15 protein-coding genes are annotated in these 20215 nt (G+C 70.0%); 8 read left to right on the top strand and 7 right to left on the bottom strand.

Annotation, left to right across the window (positions count from 1 at the left end):
• Positions 1 to 54 precede the first annotated feature (54 nt).
• Positions 55 to 1770, top strand: a complete 1716-nt coding sequence (gene metG / locus ACIQWG_RS22025) for a methionine--tRNA ligase (RefSeq protein WP_404098351.1) — start codon at positions 55 to 57, stop codon at positions 1768 to 1770.
• A gap of 135 nt (positions 1771 to 1905) precedes the next feature.
• On the top strand, positions 1906 to 3357 hold the full coding sequence (locus ACIQWG_RS22020; protein WP_404098348.1) for an ATP-binding protein: 1452 nt from the start codon (positions 1906 to 1908) through the stop codon (positions 3355 to 3357).
• Positions 3358 to 3406: 49 nt separating this feature from the next.
• Here the strand turns inward: ACIQWG_RS22020 and ACIQWG_RS22015 are convergent, their stop codons facing one another.
• Complete coding sequence (locus ACIQWG_RS22015) at positions 3407 to 4747, bottom strand: polysaccharide lyase family 1 protein (protein WP_404098345.1); 1341 nt, start codon at positions 4745 to 4747, stop codon at positions 3407 to 3409.
• 224 nt (positions 4748 to 4971) lie between these two features.
• Between ACIQWG_RS22015 and ACIQWG_RS22010 the strand changes: the two genes are divergently transcribed.
• The 4 genes from ACIQWG_RS22010 to ACIQWG_RS21995 all read left to right on the top strand — a co-directional run bounded on the left by ACIQWG_RS22010 (position 4972) and on the right by ACIQWG_RS21995 (position 9974).
• On the top strand, positions 4972 to 5448 hold the full coding sequence (locus ACIQWG_RS22010; RefSeq protein ID WP_404098342.1) for a hypothetical protein: 477 nt from the start codon (positions 4972 to 4974) through the stop codon (positions 5446 to 5448).
• A gap of 85 nt (positions 5449 to 5533) precedes the next feature.
• Entirely contained in the window at positions 5534 to 5899 is a 366-nt protein-coding gene (locus ACIQWG_RS22005) for a PH domain-containing protein (protein WP_030950219.1), read from the top strand.
• 61 nt (positions 5900 to 5960) lie between these two features.
• On the top strand, positions 5961 to 6647 hold the full coding sequence (locus ACIQWG_RS22000) for a nucleotidyl transferase AbiEii/AbiGii toxin family protein (protein ID WP_404098338.1): 687 nt from the start codon (positions 5961 to 5963) through the stop codon (positions 6645 to 6647).
• Between the two features lie 123 nt (positions 6648 to 6770).
• A complete protein-coding gene (locus tag ACIQWG_RS21995; RefSeq protein WP_404098336.1) occupies positions 6771 to 9974 on the top strand; it encodes an FG-GAP-like repeat-containing protein in 3204 nt (1067 codons plus the stop codon).
• A 66-nt stretch (positions 9975 to 10040) separates the two neighbouring features.
• Here the strand turns inward: ACIQWG_RS21995 and ACIQWG_RS21990 are convergent, their stop codons facing one another.
• Positions 10041 to 10988 carry an intradiol ring-cleavage dioxygenase gene (locus tag ACIQWG_RS21990; protein WP_404098333.1) on the bottom strand — a complete coding sequence of 316 codons (948 nt, stop codon included), beginning with the start codon at positions 10986 to 10988 and terminating at the stop codon, positions 10041 to 10043.
• 113 nt (positions 10989 to 11101) lie between these two features.
• On the bottom strand, positions 11102 to 12865 hold the full coding sequence (gene aspS / locus ACIQWG_RS21985; protein ID WP_404098330.1) for an aspartate--tRNA ligase: 1764 nt from the start codon (positions 12863 to 12865) through the stop codon (positions 11102 to 11104).
• A 226-nt stretch (positions 12866 to 13091) separates the two neighbouring features.
• On the opposite strand from aspS, the gene ACIQWG_RS21980 reads away from it, so the two are divergent.
• Positions 13092 to 15260, top strand: a complete 2169-nt coding sequence (locus ACIQWG_RS21980) for a SpoIIE family protein phosphatase (protein WP_404098328.1) — start codon at positions 13092 to 13094, stop codon at positions 15258 to 15260.
• Here ACIQWG_RS21980 and ACIQWG_RS21975 read toward each other — a convergent pair.
• The 4 genes from ACIQWG_RS21975 to ACIQWG_RS21960 all read right to left on the bottom strand — a co-directional run bounded on the left by ACIQWG_RS21975 (position 15194) and on the right by ACIQWG_RS21960 (position 19192).
• A complete protein-coding gene (locus ACIQWG_RS21975; protein WP_404098326.1) occupies positions 15194 to 16288 on the bottom strand; it encodes an AI-2E family transporter in 1095 nt (364 codons plus the stop codon). The two genes, ACIQWG_RS21980 and ACIQWG_RS21975, sit on opposite strands and share 67 nt — an antisense overlap.
• Positions 16289 to 16406: 118 nt before the next feature.
• On the bottom strand, positions 16407 to 17138 hold the full coding sequence (locus tag ACIQWG_RS21970) for a DUF4232 domain-containing protein (protein ID WP_404098324.1): 732 nt from the start codon (positions 17136 to 17138) through the stop codon (positions 16407 to 16409).
• A gap of 193 nt (positions 17139 to 17331) precedes the next feature.
• Positions 17332 to 18303, bottom strand: a complete 972-nt coding sequence (locus ACIQWG_RS21965) for a pirin family protein (protein ID WP_404098321.1) — start codon at positions 18301 to 18303, stop codon at positions 17332 to 17334.
• A 406-nt stretch (positions 18304 to 18709) separates the two neighbouring features.
• A complete protein-coding gene (locus ACIQWG_RS21960) occupies positions 18710 to 19192 on the bottom strand; it encodes an SseB family protein (protein ID WP_383412208.1) in 483 nt (160 codons plus the stop codon).
• 130 nt (positions 19193 to 19322) lie between these two features.
• Between ACIQWG_RS21960 and ACIQWG_RS21955 the strand changes: the two genes are divergently transcribed.
• Positions 19323 to 20150 carry an intradiol ring-cleavage dioxygenase gene (locus ACIQWG_RS21955; protein ID WP_404098318.1) on the top strand — a complete coding sequence of 276 codons (828 nt, stop codon included), beginning with the start codon at positions 19323 to 19325 and terminating at the stop codon, positions 20148 to 20150.
• The last annotated feature ends 65 nt before the right edge of the window (positions 20151 to 20215 follow it).

Here is a 20215-nt window from a genome sequence, read left to right as displayed (position 1 = left end):
TCAAGGTTCGCAAAGAACCAAGAACCCCGAATTCCGACCTGGGAGCAGCCCCCGATGGCTCGACACCTCATCACCAGCGCCCTTCCGTACATCAACGGAATCAAGCACCTGGGCAACATGGTGGGGTCCATGCTCCCGGCGGACGTGTACTCCCGGTACCTCCGCCAGCGCGGCCACGACGTCCTGTACATCTGCGCCACCGACGAGCACGGCACCCCCGCCGAGCTCGCCGCGAAGGAGCAGGGCATCCCGGTCGCCGACTTCTGCGCCCAGGCGCACGACGCCCAGAAGGCGGTCTACGACGGCTTCGCACTGGCGTTCGACTACTTCGGCCGCAGCTCCAGCCCGCAGAACGTCGAGATCACCCAGCACTTCGCCCGCAAGCTGCACGAGAACGGCTTCATCGAGGAGCGGGCGATCCGCCAGGTGTACTCGCCCGCCGACGGCCGCTTCCTCCCGGACCGCTATGTCGAGGGCACCTGCCCCCACTGCGGCTACGACAAGGCCCGCGGCGACCAGTGCGAGAACTGCACCCGCGTACTCGACCCGACGGACCTGATCAACCCCCGCTCCGCGATCTCCGGCTCCACGGACCTGGAGGTCCGCGAGACCAAGCACCTCTTCCTCCTCCAGTCCAAGCTCCAGAACGAGGTCCAGGAGTGGGTCGCCCGCCACGACGGCGTCTGGCCGCACCTGGCCTCCTCCATCGCCCACAAGTGGCTGACCGAGGGCCTGCACGACCGCGCGATCACCCGTGACCTGGACTGGGGCGTCCCGGTCCCGGCGGACACCTGGCCGGAGCTGGCGGCGGAGGGCAAGGTCTTCTACGTCTGGTTCGACGCCCCGATCGAGTACCTCGGCGCCACGAAGGAGTGGTCGGACCTCGACCCGTCCAACCGCGACTGGAAGTCGTGGTGGTACGACGTGGACGAGACCGTCCGCTACACGCAGTTCATGGCGAAGGACAACGTCCCGTTCCACACGGTGATGTTCCCGGCCACCGAGCTCGGCATCCGCGAGCCCTGGAAGAAGGTCGACTTCGTCAAGGCCTTCAACTGGCTGACGTACTACGGCGGAAAGTTCTCCACGAGCCAGAAGCGCGGCGTCTTCACCGACCACGCACTCGACATCCTCCCCGCCGACTACTGGCGCTACTTCCTGATCGCCAACGCCCCCGAGTCCGACGACTCGTCCTTCACCTGGGAGCACTTCACGGCCACGGTCAACAAGGACCTGGCCGACACCCTCGGCAACTTCGTCAACCGCGTCCTGTCCTTCTCCAAGAAGCGCTTCGGCGAGGAGGTCCCCGCGGGCGGCGAGCCCGGCGAGGCGGAGACGAAGCTCGGCGAGCAGATCGCCGAGCTGCTCGCGGAGTACGAGGGCCACATGGAGACCCTCCAGTTCCGCAAGGCCGCGGCGGCGCTGCGCGCCCTGTGGTCGGCCGGCAACTCCTACCTGGAGGAGAAGGCCCCCTGGCTGGAGATCAAGACCGACAAGGACGGCGCGGCCCTCACCCTGCGCACGGCGATGAACCTGATCCACCTGTACGCGGTGGTCTCGGAGCCCTTCATCCCGGCCAGCTCGGCCGCCATGCGCCAGGCGTTCGCCCTGCCCGACGACACGGCGACCTGGGTGACCGCCGACGAGGCCCGCTCCCTCACGGCCGTCCCCGTCGGCACCCCGTTCACCGTCCCCCCGGTCCTCTTCGCCAAGCTCACGGACGAGGACCTGGAGACGTACAAGGAGCGCTTCGGCGGAGAGGGCGCGTAGCACTCCGCTTCCCGGGCCCGGAACCGACATGGTTCCGGGCCCGTTCTCATGCGCTTCCGATCAAGCGAGAAGACCGAGTTTTGGGTAGCTTGAATCTACGTAGAACGAATCTACATAACTCCCTCGGGGGGTCGCATGCCCGCCTCGTTCGTAGGCCGCCGGACCGAACTGGCACTCCTTCGCAAACGTCTTGACCGTGTCACCGCCGACAGCGCCGGCACCGCGGTCGCCATGAGAGGCCGACGGCAGGTCGGGAAGTCCCGGCTGGTCCAGGAGTTCTGTGACCGGGCGGGCCGACCGTACGTCTTCTTCACCGCGACCAAAGGCGCCTCGCCCGTGGAGGGCATCGCGGACTTCATGGCGGAACTGCGTGAGTCCTCGCTCCCGACCGACCCGGAGCTCGTGCCGAGGACCGCCCCCACCAACTGGCCCGACGCCTTCCGTGCTCTCGCCGCCCTGCTGCCCGACACCCCGAGCATCGTCGTCCTCGACGAACTGCCCTGGCTCTCGGAACAGGACCCGGTCTTTGACGGCGCACTACAGACCGCCTGGGACCGACTGCTGTCCGGCCGCCCCGTACTGCTGCTCCTGCTCGGCAGCGACCTCCACATGATGGAACGGTTCACGGCGTACGACCGCCCGTTCTACGGACGCGCCGACAGTTTCGTCCTCGGCCCTCTCAATCCGGCGGAGACCGGGAACGCACTGGGTCTGGACTCGGCCGACGCCATCGACGCACACCTCGTCTCCGGTGGCCTGCCGGGAATTCTGCGAGCCTGGCCGCACGGCACCCCGGCGCTCGACTTCATCGAGTCCGAGTGCGCCGACCCCGCCTCACCGCTGTTCGGCGTCCCGGAGGCAGCGCTGCTTGCCGAGTTCCCGGCCCCGGACCAGGCACGCCGCGTCCTCGAGGCCGTGGGCAGCGGGGACCGGACGCATGCCAATATCGCTGCGACGGCCGGCAGCCAGAGTGGAGCACTGCCGTCCGGCATACTGTCGCCCCTGCTGCGCCGCCTCACCGAGGAGAAGCGGGTCCTCGCCTCGGACGCCCCGCTGTCGACCAAGCCCGGCAAACCCACTCTCTATCGTGTGGCCGACAGCAATCTGCGCCTCTATCTGGCTGCCATGCGCTCCGCGCAGGAGCTGTCCCGGCGCGGCCGCCCCGAGGCCGCGTACCGGGTGGTGGAGCGGCGCTGGGCCGCTTGGCGGGGCCGGGCCGTCGAACCGCTGATCCGTGAGGCGCTCGAACTCGCCGCCTCTTCAGGGGACTTCCCCTGGCCGGACACGGACGTCGTAGGAGGCTGGTGGAATCGCCGGTTCACACCGGAGATCGACCTCGTCGGTGCCGACCGCGCCCCAGTGGCCGGAAGCGTCTTCTTCGCGGGGTCCGTGAAATGGCTGGCCACCCCCTTCGACCAGCACGACCTGACCACGCTCGCGCAAGGCGCCGGCGAGATCCCCGGCTTCCCCTCCGACTGCGCCGGCCTGGCCGTCGTATCGCTGTCCGGTACGACGGCCGCGGTGACCGGTGACACGGTCGGACTCGTGTGGGGACCACGGGACGTGGTCCACGCGTGGGAATCGTGAGCCGTCGAGCACAGCCGGAGACGACTGACCGAGACTCATCGTCACGGCGCTAGGAGAGCACGCCGGCTCCCGTCGTGGCCGCCAGCTCCCCCGCAAGGTTCCCCACCGCCGTCTGCAACCCCGCCACCAACCCCGGCTTCCAGTTCACGGATGTCTTGATCTTCTTCGAGTTCGCGGCGTTGTACGCGGCCACGACGTCGGTGGCCGTGCCGTTGACGAGGTTGCCGCTGCCCGCGATCGAGCCCGTGCCGTCGCCGGAGAGCAGCTTGGCGACCTTCGCGCCGGACGGCAGCTTCCAGACGTTGTACTCGGCGACGACCTGGGCCTTGGCGCGGGAGTCGATGCTGTACTTGGGCTCGTAGCCGTTGAGGGGCGTCGTGTCGTAGACGTTGTTGTAGAGGTGGATCTGGCCGATGCGGGCCAGCGGCGCCCGCTGCACAATCCCCTTCCACACGTTGTGGTGGAGGGTGACGCGCAGCTTGCCGGTGCTGTCGCTGTCGCTGCTGCCGATGAGCATCGTCTTGTCGTGGTTGCTGAAGACGTTGCGCTCGACGGTCACCAGGTCCGAGCCGTTGGTGATGTCGAGGGCGCCGTCGTGGATCTGGTACTTGCGGCCGAAGTAGGTCTTCAGCGACTTGTCGAAGACCGGCGCGTCCGTGAACGTGTTGTGGTCGGCCCAGACGTTCGTCGCGCCGCGCAGGGTGACGGAGTCGTAGGCGGAGTTCCACTCGCCGGCCGAGCCGTCCGTCGGGTCCCACTGCGGGAAGCAGTCCTCGGTGGCGGCGAAGGTGAGGTTGCGGATGATGACGTTCTTGACGTTCTGCACCTGAAGGCTGCCGCCCTTGATGCCGGCGTTCGTGCCCGGGACGCCGACGAGGGTGGTGTTGGCCGGCACCCGGAAGACGATGTTCTTCTTCTGCTGCTCGGCGGCCTTCTTGCGGGCGCTCTCCTGGCCGCCCGCCGGCGCCTTCCTGCCGTACGTCGCCGGGTCGAAGGCCTTCAGATAGGCGGACAGCGAGTAGCCGGTGCCGGAGGCGTGGTCGGCGCAGGTCAGCTTCTTGCCGGCGTCGTCGGTGTTGGCGTCGATGGTGCCCTTGATCCGGATGATCCGGGGGGTCGTGTCGGAGACCGAGCCGAGCGCCTTCACGAGCTGGGCGCGGGTGCTGACGGTGAAGACGTGGGCCGAGTCGGCCTTGGAGCCGCCCGTCGTTCCGGAACCGGAGGCCGCCCAGCCGTCCTTGGCGGGCAGAACCTGGTGGTACAGGTCGACCGCGTCGGCGTTCGCGTTCATCACGAGGACACCGGCCCCGAGGCCGGCGGCCGCCACGGCGGCGGTGACGACGACGGTGCGGCGCCTGCGGAGGGAACGGCGGTGGGAAGGGGATGCCACGAATGAGTCCTTACGTGCTTCGGTGAGGCTCGCCCGCCGGCGAGCGGGCCCGCGTGAGCGGGCCTCCGAATCCCTCGTGGTCGCGGAGATCTGAAAGGTTGCCGTGAATTTCTTGATCGATCGGTGGCCAACTCGGGGACATCACGGGGATGTTGCCCATCCCGTTGGCATCGATCGCACCCCGGCGCCACCATGTCCCCCCACACGACCGTATGGTTTCCGCCATGGCAGTCCCTGAGGTCATTCCGATCGCGTACGAGCCGCACGGCCGTACCGAGGCGATCGGCTTTTACGAGGACGGGCAGTTCATGGGGTCGGTCACCTACGCCTTCCCCAAGGGCTTCGAACTCGACACGGGCTGGGAAGAGCACAAACGCCTCTACGCGGTCCTGCACACCTTCGATCCCGAGGGCAGGTACCGCGACTCGGAGATCTGGTGCGCCGGCACCTGGGCCGAGCAGCAGCGCACCGCGCAGGGCGCCGACTCGCCGCTCGCCCGTGCCCGCGCCCACCTCGCGACCCAGCTGCGCCGTCTGCCTCGGCGGACGTACACCGACATCGCGATACGGCCCTTCCAACTCACCGTGGACGGCGTGCTGTTCGGCCTCGTCACCGGCGAGGACGAAGGGGAGGTGTGGGCCGAGCTGTACCCCGACAACCTGGGCTTCGGCGCGCCCTGGGACGGTTCGTACGACACCTGATCGTTTGGGTCTCTATGCCTGGACCCCTCCCAGGCGCTATACATTGCGAAGATCATGTAGAGCCATCAAGTGGGGGGATCCATTCATGGCGCTCTTCGGTAACGCGCACACCATCGACTCGGGCCAGGCGCAGCAGGACTTCGCGCGTCTGCTCGGCCACGGTGAGCAGGTGCACGCCGCGTACCTGCTGATACGCGACACCATCCTGTTCACCGACCGCCGTCTGATCCTGGTCGACAAGCAGGGCATCACCGGCAAGAAGGTGGAGTACCACTCCATCCCGTACCGCAGCATCACGCATTTCGCCGTCGAGACGGCCGGCACCTTCGACCTGGACGCGGAGCTGAAGATCTGGGTCTCGGGGACGCCGACGCCGATCGAGAAGACGTTCACCAAGGGCGTCGACATCTACGAGGTGCAGGCGATCCTTACGCAGTTCGTGGCGAAGTAGCCCGCCCTTCCGGCCCCGCCGAGGTCAGCGGCCTCGGCGGGGCCGTCATAATCTGCGCACGATGATTCCGCTCCGCCGCCATCTGCTGACCGACGTCCTCAGGATCGGTGCCGTCTATCCGCTCGTCCTGGCCGGCGGGTACGCGGTCCGGGCGCACGGCCTGACGCCGCGGGAGTCGGCGCGGGGGCCGCTGGAACTGGCGACCGAGACGCCCGAGCCCATGGACCGGATCTCGGCGGAGGTCCAGCGGGGCCTGACCGGACTCGGCTGGCTGGTGCACCCCTTGGAGACCGACCCGCTCTCCGCCCGTCTCCTCGTGACCGGCGTGGAGGGCGCGCAGGAACACCCGGTCGACCTCCTGAAGGAAACCCTCTGGCACCCGCCCGTCATGACCGACCTGGGCCCGGCCCTCTCCCTCGACGACCTCATCGGCACCAAGGTCCGCGCCCTCACCGACCGCGGCACCGCCCGCGACCTGACCGACGTCTACGCCGCCGCGGCCCACTGGAGCTTCCCCGACCTGGAGGAACAGGGCCGCCGGCACGCCTGGGACGAGTTCGACCCGGCCGACCTCCAGACCCGGCTGGAGGCCACGGAACTGCTGGACGACCGGGAGTTCACCGCCCGGGGCCTGGCCGAGGAGTCCGTGCCGGACCTGCGCCGGTGGGTGCGGGCGTGGGCGGACGACATCGCGGAGCGACTGCTGGAGGAGGAGGCGCTCCGGCCGCCGGCGGACACGGACGAGTGACCCGGTGCCCCCTCGCTCACCTGGGCTTCGGTGCGGCCCGCTCGGTTCCGGCCGCACAACCCACTGGTAACATCCGCCCACTTGTGCGAGGGCAGGGGGCCCTCGTAGGGGAGGGAAACTCACGTGGGCAGACACGCCCCGAGACGAGCGGGCCGCAGCACGCTCGTCTCCGCACTGGCCGTGGCGTTGGCGGCCGGATCGATCACCCTGTTCTCCGGCACGGAGGACAGCGGCGCGCAGGCGGCCACGACCGCGGCGGCCGGGACCACCGAGATCGTCCTGGACGACCCGAGCAGCGAGACCCGGCGCACCGACCGGCTGCTCGCGGCGGGCGAGACCGGCTTCCTGCACCGGCAGGCGGGGGTCACCGGCCTGCTCTGGACGGACTACGACGACGGCTCCACCGTCGGCGTCGAGGGCACGTCGGGGCTCTACACGCCGACCACCACCAGCTGCTACGACATCCAGACCCGCTGCGCCACGGGCGTGTTCGGGCAGGGCGCCGACACCGTCGCGCTGCCGCACCGCACGTACGGCGACCCGGTGTACCTGTGGCGCCCGGACGGCAGTGCGCTGCGGACCGTGGACCTGAGCCAGTCGGCCGACCGGGTGGGAACGTACGGCGAGACCACCGTCACCGTCGAGTACAACGGCGTCGTCGACGGTGAGCAGCTGGACGGCCATGTCCTGCACCTCGTCGACCTCGTCGACGGACAGCAGCGCGACCGGGTCGTCACCGGCTATCCGGCCGACACCTACTGGGAGTGGAACAACGCGCGCACCGGCGACCATAACGGCGCCCTGCTGACCCACCCCGTCCACGACGAGTACGGCGAGGTCCAGTCCTACACCGTCGGCTACCTGGACTTCGCCACCGCGCGGTTCACGCCGGTCTTCACCGGCCTCGACTCCCTGCCGGAGCCGGTCCTCAGCGACGACCGGGTGGGCTGGTACACGGAGGCCGACGGTCTGCACCTCAAGCCGCGCGCCGATCTCGGGGCCGAGGAGACGGTCCCGGTGGCCGGCGCGGCGACCAATGTGTCCCCCAAGCCCGTGCCGACCCTGGTGGGGGATTGGGCGGTCCTCACCAGCGGCTCCGGCGTCAAGGCCGTCTCGCTGACCGTCGGCACCACGAAGACCCTGCTCACCGCCGCGTACGGCACCCCGCTGGCCACCCCCGACGGCGGCACGCTCGTCACCGGCGGCACCACCGCGTCCGACTGGTGGGTGCAGCGGGTGAGCCTCGGCGCCGACGGTACGCCGCAGGTGAAGAAGCTGGTCAAGGTCGCCCCGTACGAGAACGCCAAGACCGGAGTCGCGCTCAGCCGGGGCAACCTGCGGGTCGCGGAGGACAACCCCAGGAACGCCAACAGCGACACCACGTCCGTGCGCGGGATCGCCACGAACGGCAGCACCGCACTGACCGCGTCCGCCGCCACCGAGGGCGACCAGGTCTCCACCAAGTGCCCGTACCCGAACACCGCCTGCTCCGCGCTGTGGGGCAACAGCACCGCGGAGCCCGAGGACGTCTTCCTCAACACCTTCTACAACGGCGATGAGGGCGGCACCGGTCTGGAGAACGAGGACCAGCTGGTCTCCCTCCACGACGGGTGGTCCGGCTACACGCTGTCCTACGGCACCACCGGCGGCGCGATCGTCGACGTCTCCGACGGCTACGCGATCTACAACTCGGGCGGCTCGACGCCCGCGCAGTACGTCGGCGAGTTCGGGTACAGCCAGATCCTGAAGCGGTCGGTCCGGGCCGCCGGGCTCAACGGCTCCACCCTGTGGAGCGCGACGACGACCCCGGGCCGGCTCACCTCGTACGACCTGGTCACCAGGAAGACCCTCGCCACCGTGGACGTCCCGGGCCTGGGCTGTGTGCCGAACGAGCTTCAGGCGGCGGGCCGCTGGCTGTACTGGACGTGCGGGACCGCCTCGGCCGGCGTCTACGACACCAAGGCCAGGACGTCCCGGCCGGTCGCCCCCGGTGACGTGCTGCTCGGCGACGGCTTCACCGTCCGTCACGACCACGAGGCCGACCGGCTCGTCCTGACGGACGCGGCCACCGGCACGACGCGCGTGGTCGCCTCGGGTCTGCCCGACTCCGGGCTCCCCGTGGACCGTCGCTACCGGTGGACGGTCGACGAGTACACGGGCCTGGTCGCCTGGTTCGACAAGTTCGAGCAGACCCACCTCGCCACCACCGGCGTCACCCCGTCCGCGGTGACGGCCTTCCGCACGGAGGCCACCAACTACGCGGGTCCCTCAACGCCGTGGACCGGCGAGTGGCTGCTGTCCCGCCCGGTCACGTCCTGGTCCCTCACCCTCACCTCGGTCCAGAGCGGCGCGAACGGCAAGGCCACCCGCACGCTGACCGGCGGCGCCACCCCGGCGACGGTGTCGGCGTCCTGGAACGGCAAGACATCGAGCGGGGCGTACTTCCCCACCGGCGGGTTCACATGGACGCTGAAGGCGACGGGCCTCGGCACCACCACCCCCGTCACGGTGACGTCCGGTGAGGGCTATCTGGAGCGGGGCTCGGCGGTCCGCCACGACTTCGTCAGCCCCGACGGGGCCGACGGCCGCGGTGACCTGCTCACCCTGAACTCCTCCGGCGGCCTGACCTTCCACAGCGGCACCGGCACCGGCAAGTTCGGCGACAAGTACACCGGCACCGGCTGGCCCACCACCGTCACGGCCGTCCCCTTCGGCGACCTGAGCGGCGACCGCTGCAACGACGTCCTCGTGCGCTACAGCACCGGCGCCCTGCGGCTGTACAAGCCGGGCTGCGGCGCGGCGGTCAAGCCGTCGACGTCGTACACCACCCTGGCGAGCAGCGGCTGGACCCAGTACAACGCGTTCACCTCACCCGGTGACATCAGCGGCGACGGCCGCCCGGACCTGATCGTCCGCCATGCCTCCACCGGCACGGTCTATCTCTACAAGGGCACCAGCGACGGCAAGCTCGCCTCCCGGGTGAAGCTCTACGACAGCTGGAAGGGCTACAAGAAGATCGTCGGCGTCGGCGACATCACCGGCGACGGCAGGCCCGACCTCCTCGCCCAGGACACGGCGAACACCCTCTGGCGCTACGACGGCAAGGGCGACGGCACCTTCGCCGCCCGCGTGAAGGTGTTCACCAACTGGGGCGGCAACTACAACGTCGTCGTCGGCGTCGGCGACATCACCGACGACGGCCGCCCGGACCTCGTCTCCCGCGACACCAGCGGCAACGCCTGGCGCAACAGCGGCGACGGCAAGGGGTCGTTCGGCTCGCGCACCCAGATCGCGAGCGGCTGGAGCGGCTACAAGTCCCTTTCGTAGAACAGCGATCGACCCTCGCTGAGGCGCCCGGAGACCGAATGTCCCCGGGCGCCTTCACGTCCGGGGTCAGGTCGACGACGACGTGGCTCCCGGCTGCACCGAGTCGTCCGTGCCGTCATGCGTGGCCTCGGGGTCGACGCCCATGGTGAGGGTGCCGACGACGCCCTTCGCGATGGCGTTCTTCCGGTACTTCAGCTTCAGCAGGCCGCCGGTCGTCCCGCTCTGGTCGTAGATCGTGTCCTCGTCGAGCGTGGTGCGCGTGGTCGTGTTCGTGGAGTACGGCGCCACCTCGGCGGAGGCCAGCACGCTCTCCTCGTCGAAGAAGAACTGGCCCGTGTGGCAGGTGGTGCCGCCCTCGTACCCGGCGTCCGTCCAGGTGCCGTTCACATGCACCTTGGTGTGGATGTGGACGCAGCGGCCCTGGTACCAGCCGGGGAAGACCGTCCTGAACTCCACCAGGCCGCTGCGGTCCGTCTTCGAAGTGCCGCGCAGGTAGCGCTCGTCGTCCGTCGGCTCCTCGTGGACGCCGCCTCCGCCTCCCGGCTCTCCCGAGGGCTCCCCGGACGGGGGCTCACCCGTGGGCTCACCGGACGGCGGGGTGCCGCCTCCGCCGCCACCGCCGCTGCCCATGGCCTCGTATCCCGAGTACACGCCCAGCGCGTTGCAGTGCCAGATGTCGACCGCGGCGTTCCTGATGGGCTTGCACGTCTCGGCGTCGATCACCTTCAGACGGAGGGTGAGCGGGATGCCCTCCTGGTCCTCGGTGATGTCCTTGCGGAGCTTGTCCGCGTCGATGTAGTAGGGGCCCTCGGTGGTCTCCGAGGTGAGCTTGTAGCAGACCTCGGACGTGGTGGCCTCGTTGCCGGTCGCGCTCTTCTCGTCGGCGAACGCGCCGGCCGCCAGTGTGCCGCCCACGCCCACCGCGGCGACCGCGCCCGCTCCGGCGACGACGACCTTACGACGCGTCAGATCCCGTTTGTGCTTCGGCTCTTGGGCCGTGTGGTTTCCCGTCATGCCCAGGACGCTAGGTAAGAGCGCTGTAAGGGGCATGGGTGTGGGCTGTGGCTACCTGTGGAACCTGAAAGGGCCCGGAACCGAGCACGGTTCCGGGCCCCTCACTCAGCCGACTACTTGGGCTGCGGCTTGCGCACCGACAGGTGCAGCTCCTTCAGCCGCGCCTCCTCCAGCTCCGTCGGCGCGCCCATCATCAGGTCCTGGGCGTTGCCGTTGAGCGGGAAGGCGATGGTCTCGCGGATGTTGGGCTCGTCGGCCAGCAGCATGACGATGCGGTCGACGCCGGGCGCGATGCCGCCGTGCGGCGGGGCGCCGAAGCGGAACGCGCGCAGCATGCCGGCGAACTTCTCCTCGACGGTCTCGCGGTCGTAGCCCGCGATCTCGAAGGCCTTCAGCATGATCTCCGGCTCGTGGTTCCGGATCGCGCCGGAGGACAGCTCGACGCCGTTGCAGACGATGTCGTACTGCCAGCCGAGGATGTCCAGCGGGTCCTGGGTCTCAAGGGCCTCAAGACCGCCCTGCGGCATGGAGAACGGGTTGTGCGAGAAGTCGATCGCGCCGGTCTCCTCGTCCTTCTCGTACATCGGGAAGTCGACGATCCAGCAGAACCGGAAGACGCCCTCCTCGAAGTGCCCGGCGCGCTTGGCGGCCTCCACGCGGACCGCGCCCATGATCTTCGAGACCTCGTCGAACTCACCGGCGCCGAAGAACACGGCGTGACCGGCGGCCAGCGACAGGCGCTTGGTCAGCTCGGCGACGTTCTCCTCGGTGAGGAACTTCGCGATCGGGCCGGACAGCGAACCGTCCTCGGCCACCCGGACCCAGGCCAGACCCTTCGCGCCCTGGGAGACGGCGAAGTCACCGAGCTGGTCGAAGAACTTCCGGGGCTGCGCGGAGACGTCCGGCACCGGCAGCGCGCGCACGTGCTTGCCGGCGAACGCCTTGAACTCCGAGCCCTCGAACACGTCGGTGATGTCGACGAGTTCCAGCTGGGCGCGCAGGTCCGGCTTGTCGGAGCCGTACTTCAGCATCGCCTCGCGGAACGGGATCCGGGGGAAGGGGGAGGTGACGTGACGGCCGCCTCCGAACTCCTCGAACAGCTCCGTCATGAGCTGCTCGATCGGCTGGAACACGTCCTCCTGCTCGACGAAGCTCATCTCGACGTCGAGCTGGTAGAACTCGCCCGGCGAGCGGTCGGCGCGCGCGTCCTCGTCGCGGAAGCAGGGCGCGATCTGGAAGTAGCGGTCGAAGCCGGAGATCATCAGCAGCTGCTTGAACTGCTGAGGGGCCTGGGGGAGGGCGTAGAACTTGCCCGGGTTCAGGCGGGAGGGGACGACGAAGTCGCGGGCGCCCTCGGGGGAGGTCGCGGACAGGATCGGCGTCGCCATCTCGTTGAAGCCCAGCGCCGTCATCTTGTGGCGGATCGCCGAGATGACCGACGTACGCAGCAGGATGTTGCGGTGCATGCGCTCGCGGCGCAGGTCCAGGAAGCGGTACTCCAGGCGCCGCTCCTCGTTGACCCCGTCCTCGGTGTTGATCGTGAAGGGGAGCGGGGCGGCGGCGCCGAGCAGCTCGACCTCGCCGACCTCGACCTCGATCTCACCGGTGGGCAGCTCGGCGTTGATGTTCTCGGTGCCGCGGGAGACGACCTTGCCGTCGACCCGGACCGTGGACTCCTTGGACAGCTTGTCCAGGGCCTCGTACGCGGGCGTGCCGGGGCGGGCCACGAGCTGCGTGATGCCGTAGTGGTCGCGCAGATCGATGAAGAGGATGCCGCCCAGGTCGCGCCGATTGTGCAGCCAGCCACTCAGCCGGACGTCGGTGCCGACGTCAGAGGAGCGGAGCTCGCCGCAGGTGTGGGACCTGTACCGATGCATCGTCGTTCATCCAGTCTTCGCGGATCGGGGGCGTCGTTCCCGTGAAGCTCCGGGCCAGTGGATCTGGGGCAGATCCGGGGCCCTGTTTCACGTGAAACTCCCCCCAAGCCTACCGGGCACCCCAAGATCGCCTCCCCACCATTTCCCCGCGCCCAGGGCCCCTTCCGACAGATGTCCCGTACAGCTTCGGTGGCAGTCTGCGATCACCTCTTCTTAAAGTGGGGCAATGCGCACTGGTGAGCCCCTGCCCGCCGTGGGGGCGGTTCTCGCCGCCCTCGCGACCGGTCTGTGGCACTGGAACACCGCCACGGGACTGGTCACGGTCGACGCGGAGGCGGCACGGCTACTCGGTTTGCCCCCGGAACAGGCCACGCTCAGCCAGGCCCAGGTGCGCGCTCGTCTGCATCCGGTGGACTGGAACGAGATCAGCGGAGTGATCCAGCTCGCCGTCGCCGAGGGCACGCTCGGCGAGGTCCGGGTACGGATCATGGACGACCGGGGCCGGGTCGTCCGGGTCGGCCGCAGCCGCTTCCACGCCTCCTTCGACAGCGCGAAACGGTCGTACGAGGTGACGGGCTCCCTCCAGGAGGTCACCGAGCCCGCGCCGGGCACCCCGTCGGGGCGCAGGGCGGTCACGGGCGACTGGCGGCGCTCGCGGGAGGCGTTCCTGCTGGACGCCGGCCGGGCACTGGCTGAGGCGCGGTCGACGGAGGAGGTGCTGCGGGTCGCGGCGGGGCTGTCGATGCCGGGGTTCTCGCCGGACGGGCTGGCGGTCTTCGGCGTCACCGGCGACCGTCTGACGATCATCGGCCACCACGGTCATCAGCCCGGTGACGAGGACCCGTTCACGCATATGGCCCTGGACACGGACTATCCGGCCGCCGAGGTCGTCCGCACCGGCCGTGCCGTCTATCTCTCCTCACCCGAGCGCTACAAGGACCGCTACCCGCTCACCTGGCCGCTCGCCGCGCACTTCAACCGGCAGTCCTGGGCGTTCCTGCCGCTGACCGTCGCCGGCCGCACGATGGGCGCCTGGATGGCGGCGTTCACCTATCCGGTCGCCTTCACCCCCGACGAGCGGTCCGTGCTGACGACGGTCGCCCGCATGCTCGCCCAGGCCCTGAGCCGCGCCGAGGCCGCCGAGACCGCACGGGAGCTGACGGACGGCCTCCAACGCTCGATGCTGCCGCAGCTGGGCCCCGAGATACCTGGCATGGGCGTCGCCGCCCGCTATGTGCCGACGGGGGGCGGGCTCCAGGTCGGCGGTGACTGGTACGACATGATTCCGCTGCCCAACGCGCGCTTCGCCCTCGTCATCGGCGACGTCCAGGGCCACGACGTCCGGGCGGCGGGTCTGATGGGCCAGCTCCGGATCGCGCTGCGCGCCTACGCCTCCGAGGGCCACCGCCCCGACGCGGTCCTGTCCCGGGCCTCCCGCTTTCTGCACGGGATGACCTTCGGCGCCCTCGACGAGGACCCCTCCGACCTGCGCTTCGCGACCTGCCTGTACGTCGAGGTCGATCCCACGACCGGTCTGCTGGACATCGCCCGAGCCGGCCACCCGGACCCCGCGATCCGCATGATCGACGGCACGGTGCTCGCCCGTCCGACGGCCGGCGGCCTGCCCCTCGGTATCGACCCGGACGCCGACTACCCGACGACCCGGATCACTCTGGAGCCCGGCGAGACCATGCTGATCTGCACGGACGGCCTGATCGAGACCGGCGGCCACGACCTGGAGACCGGCTGGAAGCGGATCCGCACCATCCTGGAGGAGCACGACGGCGACCTGGAGACCCTCGCCGACGCCCTCGTACAGGCCGTGCACGGCCCGTCCTCCCACCACACCACCGGCCCGCTCGCCGACCGGCGCGAGGACGACATAGCGGTCCTGCTGCTGACCCGGCAGGGCGACGGCCGCGGCTACGGCGACACGGTGGCCGTACAGCCGAGGATCAGGCGCACCGTGCTGTCCGTCGCGCAGGCCGAGCCGGAGCGGGTCGCGGTGGCCCGCCAGCAGCTGCGCGAGATGCTGCACGACTGGACCTCCGAGGACCAGGTCGACTCGGCGGTCCTGCTGCTGTCGGAGACGCTGACGAACGTCCTCGTGCACACCGACGCCGACGCCCTGCTCCTCGCCGAGGTGCGGGGCGAGCACGGCGCCCGCCGGATGCGCGTCGAGGTCACGGACAACAGCGACGACCTGCCGCACAAGCGCAGCCCGGGGGAACTGGCGTCGTCCGGGCGGGGCCTGATGCTGATCGAGCTGCTGGCCCAGGCCTGGGGCGTCGACCCTCGCGGGGAGGGCAAGAGCATCTGGTTCGAGTTCTACGAGTCCGACGGCGCCGACGCCTCCGGTGGCTCGGCCGGCCCGGCGGGCGTCGAGCTGCCGTAGCGCTCTCTGAGTTCGTGCACGACGCCGGTGGCGGCGGCGGTGAGCGGCACGGCGAGCAGCGTGCCGAGGATTCCGGCGACGGACGCGCCCGCGGTGATCGTCACCATGACGACGGCGGGGTGCATCTGCACGGTCCGGCTCTGGATCGCGGGTTGCAGCACATGCCCTTCCAGCAGCTGCACGGCGAGCACGATCCCGAGCACCCACAGCGCGATGACGAACCCCCGGTCGGCGAGCGCGACCAGCACGGCGACGGCGCCGGAGAGGAAGGCGCCGAGGTAGGGGATGTAGGCGCCGATGAAGACGAGCGCGCCGAGCCCGACCGCGCCCGGCACGTCGAGGATCACCAGTCCGATGGTGATGCACACGGCGTCGATGAGGGCGATGAAGGTCGTCCCCCGCATGAACCCCTCCATGGCCCGGAAGGCCCGCCGGGCCATGGCCTCCAAGAGGTCCCCGGTTCCGCCCGGAGCGACGGACCGCAGAGCGCCCGCGGCCCGGTCGGAGTCCCGCAGGAAGAAGAAGACGAGCAGCAGCGCGAGCACCGCGAGGGCGATGCTCTCGCCCACGACACTGACCCCGCTGATGACCCCGGAAGCGGCCGAACCGCCGAACTTGGCGAGCAGCTCCCGGGAGTTGGAGGCGATGTCGTCCAGCGAGGTCCCCGCGGCCCCGAAGTGCTTGGCGAGGTCCTCGCCCGCCTGCTTGAGCGAGGCGACGATCTGGTCGCCGCTGTCGACGACCGCGGCGACGACGATGTACACGGCCCCACCGACGACCGCCACCACGGCGACACAGGTGAGCGCGGCGGACACCGACCGGTTCACCCCGGCCTTCACCATCCGCCGGTGCAGCGGCCGCAGCAACGCCGTCCCCAGTAGCGCGAGCAGTACGGGTACGACAGCGGTGCGGAGCTCCACCACCAGCCGGATCCCGACGTAGACGACCCCGGCGACGAGCAACGTGACGACACACCAGGCGGAGAGCCGGCGGACGGGATCGGGTAGTGGCGGGGTGGGGGCCTGCACGATTCCAGCGGACCATGCGCGGGGCGGGGCTGTCGTGTGCGGGCGGACCGGGTGGGTGACGGACGGCGAAGGCCCGGAACCGCGCGCTCGGCGAGCGGTTCCGGGCCTGTCCGTGCTGTCAGACGGTCTCGAAGCCGTTGACCCGCACGTCCGTCCCGCACACGTTGAAGGAGCCCGCGGCCCCGCCGTCCTTGGTCACCTTCACCGAGCGCGCCACGTCGTCGGGCAGGGCGATCTCGACCGTGGACGCCTGCACCGCGCAGACCTCGCGGCCCGAGGCGCTGCCCTCGAAGTTGAGGTCCGTGTAGGCCACCCACGCCTTCGCGGAGCCGCCCGCCTTGACGTCGACGGCGTCCGTGCCGTTGCCCGCGTTGTCCGTCTCGACGGGCTCGGACTTGCCCTGGTCGTCCTTGGCGGTCAGGGTCGTGGCGCCGACGATCGTGCAGGTGGCGTTCGAGGTGTTGGTGACCTCGATGTAGCCGGTGGCCGCCTGCTGCTCGCTGGCATGGTGCGCGGACTGCACGAACTTGACCTGGGTGTTCTTCGTGCTGCACGCCGAAGTGGCACCACCGTCGCCGCCGTCGCCCCCGCCCGTGCCCGAGGCGGAGTCCTTGCCGCCCGTGCCGGAGCCCCCCGTGCCGGTCCCCTTCGACTTCGAACCCGACCCGGACGACGCCGAGCCGGACGAGTCGGACCCGCCGGAGGAGCCGGAACCGGCTGACGCGGACGCCCCCGCGGACGCCCCGTCGGCGGCCGGCTTGCTGTCGTCGTTGCCACCGCAGGCGGTCAGTGCCAGGGCCGACAGGGCGAAGACGGCGGCAGTGGTGGAGATACGGGCGCGCATGCGCATGAGTTGGGTCCTTCCCCCGCAACAAAACGTGGACATCGCACAGGACGGCACGCTCATGGGCGGGGTTCCGTCCGTTACAGGACGCTCACGACCGTCACGCGGCTGTGATCAGCTCACCCGGGCGCGAGAACGGGTCCGGCCCCCGCCGCATGTGCGACCGGGGCCGGACCCGTCCGAGGTGACCGGGGTGGACCTACAGCCCGCCCTCCGACATCCCGTGCACCGCCGGGATCGTGCCGAGCCGGCCCTTCTGGAAGTCCTCGAAGGCCTCCATCAGCTCGTCCTTGGTGTTCATGACGAACGGGCCGTAGTGGACCATCGGCTCACGGATCGGCTGTCCGCCGAGGACGACGACCTCCAGGTCCGGGGTGTGCGAGTCCTGCTGCTCGTCCGCGCGGACGGTCAGCGAACCGCCGGCGCCGAAGACCGCCGTCTGGCCCAGCCGGATCGGACGCCTTTCGGCACCCACGGTGCCCTTGCCCGCCAGCACGTACGCGAGGCCGTTGAAGTCCTCACGCCACGGCAGCGTCACCTCCGCGCCCGGTGCCACCGTCGCGTGGATCATCGTGATCGGCGTGTGGGTGATGCCGGGACCGGCGTGCCCGTCCAGCTCACCTGCGATGACGCGCAGCAGCGCGCCGCCGTCGGGGGTGGTGAGCAGCTGGACGTTGCCGCCGCGGATGTCCTGGTAGCGGGGCGCCATCATCTTGTCCCTGGCCGGGAGGTTCACCCACAGCTGGAGCCCGTGGAAGAGGCCGCCGGACATGACCAGCGACTCCGGCGGCGCCTCGATGTGGAGCAGGCCCGAGCCGGCCGTCATCCACTGGGTGTCGCCGTTGGTGATCGTGCCACCGCCGCCGTTGGAGTCCTGGTGGTCGAAGATCCCGTCGATGATGTAGGTCACGGTCTCGAAGCCGCGGTGCGGGTGCCAGGGGGTTCCCTTGGGCTCGCCCGGCGCGTACTCCACCTCGCCCATCTGGTCCATCATGATGAACGGGTCCAGGTTGCGGTAGTTGATCCCGGCGAACGCGCGGCGCACCGGGAAGCCCTCACCCTCGAAACCGCTCGGCGCGGTCGTGACGGCGAGCACGGGACGGGCCACCGCTTCCGCGGGCGCGGCGACGCGGGGCAGCGTCAACGGGTTCTCGACGGTCACTGCTGGCATGTCGGTACCTCCTTGTGCGGCCACTTTAGTTGAGCATTGAACTTCTTGCCACCTCTAACGGGAAAAGCCCGGAAGTCATTCCCTCCGGGCACGACCGAAGGCCGGCGCCCTCGGCGGGCGCCGGCCTTCGTCACAAGAACCCGGAGCTTCGGCAGCGGCTCAGTGTGTCAGGAAGATCCGTCGTGAGGGGGTCCGATGGGTCATACAGCGGTTTCCGCCGGCCCGCGCCTCCGGGGAGCGGCGGGAACCGGCAGCGCGTCGCGCTGACCGTGAAAGGTGCATCCGACCCGGGGCCGCACGGGCGCCGCGGTCGACCCGGTGGCGCTGCGGGAGGCCGAGCTCGCCGCCGCCGTGGAGACCGTGCTCGACGGTCCGGCGCCGCGGCTCACCCGCCGAGGCCGACCGGTCAGCCGTACATCCGCCGCATCGCGAACTCGACCATCTGTTCGACGGCCTTCGCGTCGAAGACCATGCGGTGCTCGCCCTCCATGTCCACGACGAAGCCGTAGCCGGTCGGCAGCAGGTCGATCACCTCGGCGCCGGTGATGACGAAGTACTTGGACTCCTTGCCCGCGTACCTGCGCAGCTCCTTCAGCGAGGTGAACATCGGGATCACCGGCTGCTGGGTGTTGTGCAGGGCGAGGAAGCCCGGGTTGTCGCCGCGCGGGCAGTAGACCTTCGACGTCGCGAAGACCTGCTGGAAGTCCTCGGCGGACATCTGCCCGGTGGTGAAGGCCCGTACCGCGTCCGCGAGCGAGGGCGGGGACGGCTCGGGGTAGAGCGGCGGCTGCTGGCCGTATCCACCGACGCCACCGGCCATGGGCTGCTGCGGCGGGGCGTACTGCTGCTGTGCAGCACCGCCGTCCATGGGCTGGCCGTATCCGTACATGGGCGCAAGCGTACCGAGCGCGGCCTCGGCGCGGGCGGGTACGGGGGCGTCGGCAAACCGACAGCAGGTTGACAGCGACTCGACAGTCACCGTGCTGGTGTCGCGCGGTCGCCGCTCCTAGCGTCTTTCCATGCACCGAGACCACGCCGAAGCCGTCCACGAGCACGACCGTGGGCTCTCCCACGACCTTCCCGTCCTGGCCCGCCGCCGCATGATCCGGCTGATGGCCGGGGCGGGCCTGGTCCCGCTGGTGGGCTGCACCTCGGACGAGGGCTCCGCCGCGGCCGGCTCCTCCGCCAAGGGCACCTCGCCCGCCGCCTCCGCCGAGTGCGCGACCATCCCGGACGAGACCGCCGGCCCCTTCCCCGGCGACGGCTCGAACGGCGTGAACGTCCTCAAGGAGAGCGGTGTCGTGCGCAGCGACATCACCAGGAGCTTCGGCGACTCGGCGGGCGGCACCGCCGAGGGCGTACCGCTGACCCTCACGCTCACGGTCGTGGACGCCGCCTCCGGGTGCGGGACACCCAAGAAGGGCGCGGCCGTGTACGTCTGGCACTGCGACCGGGACGGCGACTACTCCCTGTACTCCGAGGGCGTCACCGAGGAGAACTGGCTGCGCGGCGTGCAGGAGGCCGACGACAAGGGCCAGGTCACCTTCAGGAGCGTCTTCCCCGGCTGCTACCAGGGCCGCTGGCCGCACATCCACTTCGAGGTGTACGGCAGTCTGGCCGACGCCACCGCGGCCACTTCCGTCACCGGCATCTCACAGCTCGCGTTCCCCGAGGACGTCTGCGAGACGGTGTACGCCACCGACGGCTACGAGTCGAGCGTGCGCAATCTGAGCGGGCTCTCCCTGGACACCGACGGTGTCTTCAGCGACGGCCACGACCGGCAGCTGGCGAACGTGAAGGGCGGTGTGACGGAGGGATACACGGCGACTCTGACGGTTCCGGTGTGACCTGTCACAGATTGCGGATCGGGGTTGCGTCTTATTACTGGCGGGTAGCATCATCGTAGCTACTT

Origin of the sequence: Streptomyces sp. NPDC098781, from assembly GCF_044759995.1 — a bacterium.
Taxonomy (GTDB): domain Bacteria; phylum Actinomycetota; class Actinomycetes; order Streptomycetales; family Streptomycetaceae; genus Streptomyces.
Note: the sequence above shows the minus strand (reverse complement) of the source record. Positions and strands in the feature narration are given on the sequence as shown.